Origin of the sequence: Flavisolibacter ginsengisoli DSM 18119, assembly GCF_900129295.1 — a bacterium.
GTDB classification, from domain to species: domain Bacteria; phylum Bacteroidota; class Bacteroidia; order Chitinophagales; family Chitinophagaceae; genus Flavisolibacter; species Flavisolibacter ginsengisoli.
On record NZ_FQUU01000049.1, the window covers coordinates 1 to 2,317 of the forward strand.

Sequence of the window (2,317 nt, forward strand, 5' to 3'; positions counted from 1 at the left end):
ACCCACCGCTTGCCGTGTTTTTTAATGAACCTTTCCATAAAATTGACAGTTTGTCTGTAAACTTTTTCTGGAACGAGACATTAACGGGAATGAATAGGATTTGGGAGGAGGGTTGAGTCTTTACTTTACCCTGTCTCCCCAGTATTCTGCAGGTTAATTTTTGTTTCCGGACTTATTCAAACTAGTGGATAAATATTTTATAAGAATGCCTTGTTAATTACTAAATATTTTGGTATTTAGTTTTCCCAGGGCTATTGTATGGGTATTACTTTAGCATGTTGCCGGAGCTTCGTAAGGAAAAGCGAATAATGCCGGTGGAATAGAGCAGGAGCTGGCCAACTCAATGGTTATAATACCTGCCCCGATCTTAATGAGCCTATTATGGTTGAAAGAACTTTCTTCAAAAAGTAAATAGTTTGGAGGCGGAAACTTATTGGCCAGGTGATTCTGTAACCCAAGTGCCTGTGGCAAGGAACCTATTGTTTTACAAGTAATGAAAGAATTAAAGAGAATTGATTGAGGAAAAAGGTTGAAAAAGATATTGAAACAGAGGAAATGAAGAATTAGAATGATAATCATTTAATTGTTGTACTGATAGAATTAGAAATAAATGTTTTAGCAATAGAGAAGTAAATAAGTACTACAAAATAATCGTATATATTCGTGTTAACTGCAATTATAGAAAGCCGCATGAATTATTATAGCACCTACGAACATGCATTTGAGGACATTGGTGACAGAAACGAGAGACTACTGTGGGTAAACAAGCCTAAACTTCTTCCATATATTACTATTAGAGCTTTGTTTGCATTAATATTAATAGCGGTGGGCTTATTTATGTATATTAATGCAAAAAGTAAGGGAGGAATTACTAATCCTCTTTTCTCTTTGTCTTGTTTTCTGCCGATAGCAATTGGTGCTTGGAATATCATTTCAGCTCTTTTAGCTTATCCCAGAACCTTCTTTGGGTACACAGAGAAAAAGGTACTGATGCAAACGGGTATTAGAGGACAAAAGTTCACTATTATTGAAATGGATAAAATTATTGAAGTCTCTGTTAGCAGTAACTTCCTTGAAAGAAAATTCGGCACAGGGACAATTAAATTCTTTACTGGAAAAACAAAAACTGATGATGGCAGTGCGTCCAAGGTCTATGATAGTTGGGAAAGTATACCTAATCATTTGGAAGTATATCAAGATCTAAATAAGATTTTAGAACGCCACAAAGTAAAGGTTGTGTAAAAAAGAAAGTCATGGACAAACAAACTGCAGTTAACAAAAATGTTTCTAAAACAGCGGCTTTATAGCAAAAGCTCTACGTTATATCTTTATTGAACAATGGAACAAAAGTGAAGCTGATACAGCACAGAATGCCGCTGCTTCAGAAACACCTTTCCCATTGTGTGTCACCATCTATGAGACTTCTAACAATCATAACACTTTTACTTTATTGGACACAATGCTTTTCCCAAGACAATGGCTTAATCAAACTTGCATTTAAGGACAAGTCCAATTTTGATATTACGACACGTCTAGACAACAAAAAGCCAACTGTTTACTATGCGTTGAACAAGACCGACAAATGGAATACTTATCGTTTCCATTTGGACGAAGACTTGACATCCGATAGAGTGAGAAAGAAGTTGGAGAGTGATGAGCATTCGCCTTACAACCACAGCTATCTTTTCAGCGACACTGCACTTGACAGGCTTTTTAGTAACACCGAAAAGCAGCACATGTACCGAGTTGCACAATCAATAACGCCAAGAGAACTTGCTGACACGTTCAAAGTGTTCAGACTTATTAAATCATTTAACGCCGCAAAGAATGGCTTTTTCTTTTCTGTGACTGACCCAATTTTCACCCAAGACAAACAGTACGCTTTTATTGACATCACCACATTCAAAAAAGACAAGGAAACAGAAGAACTGAATTACGCTTATTTCGGGACAACGCTACTTATTTACCAGAATATCAAAGGGAAAGGTTGGACACGCATAAAGAAAAGAGACTACCTAATTCTGTAATGGCGAACGCACAACAGTGGGCTTTGTGCAAGCGGGGCACGACGTTTAATCATCATCTGAGCGCAAGCATCAGCAGCATATCCAGCGTGACGAATAACATTCAGCAATAGAATAAACAATGAACATTAATTTATAAATTGAGCAGCGGTTATGGGCAAACGGAATGCTAATTCCCCACCTGCACAAAGCCCTGTTCGTTGTAGGTAACCTTAGGACACATCTTGAAAATTCAAACAGACTTTGCAAGACATTTTATTATTTGAGTGACACTTGCCGACACAATATCATCT

Annotated in this window: 2 protein-coding genes; both read left to right on the forward strand. The window is 37.2% G+C overall.

From position 1 onward, the window contains the following. Positions 1-690: 690 nt before the first annotated feature. A complete protein-coding gene (locus tag BUA53_RS20845; RefSeq protein WP_072837323.1) occupies positions 691-1,242 on the forward strand; it encodes a PH domain-containing protein in 552 nt (183 codons plus the stop codon). 173 nt (positions 1,243-1,415) lie between these two features. Then, the gene (locus BUA53_RS20850; protein ID WP_072837324.1) at positions 1,416-2,027 is read left to right on the forward strand and encodes a hypothetical protein; all 612 of its coding nucleotides are present in this window, start codon (positions 1,416-1,418) and stop codon (positions 2,025-2,027) included. Positions 2,028-2,317: the final 290 nt, after the last annotated feature.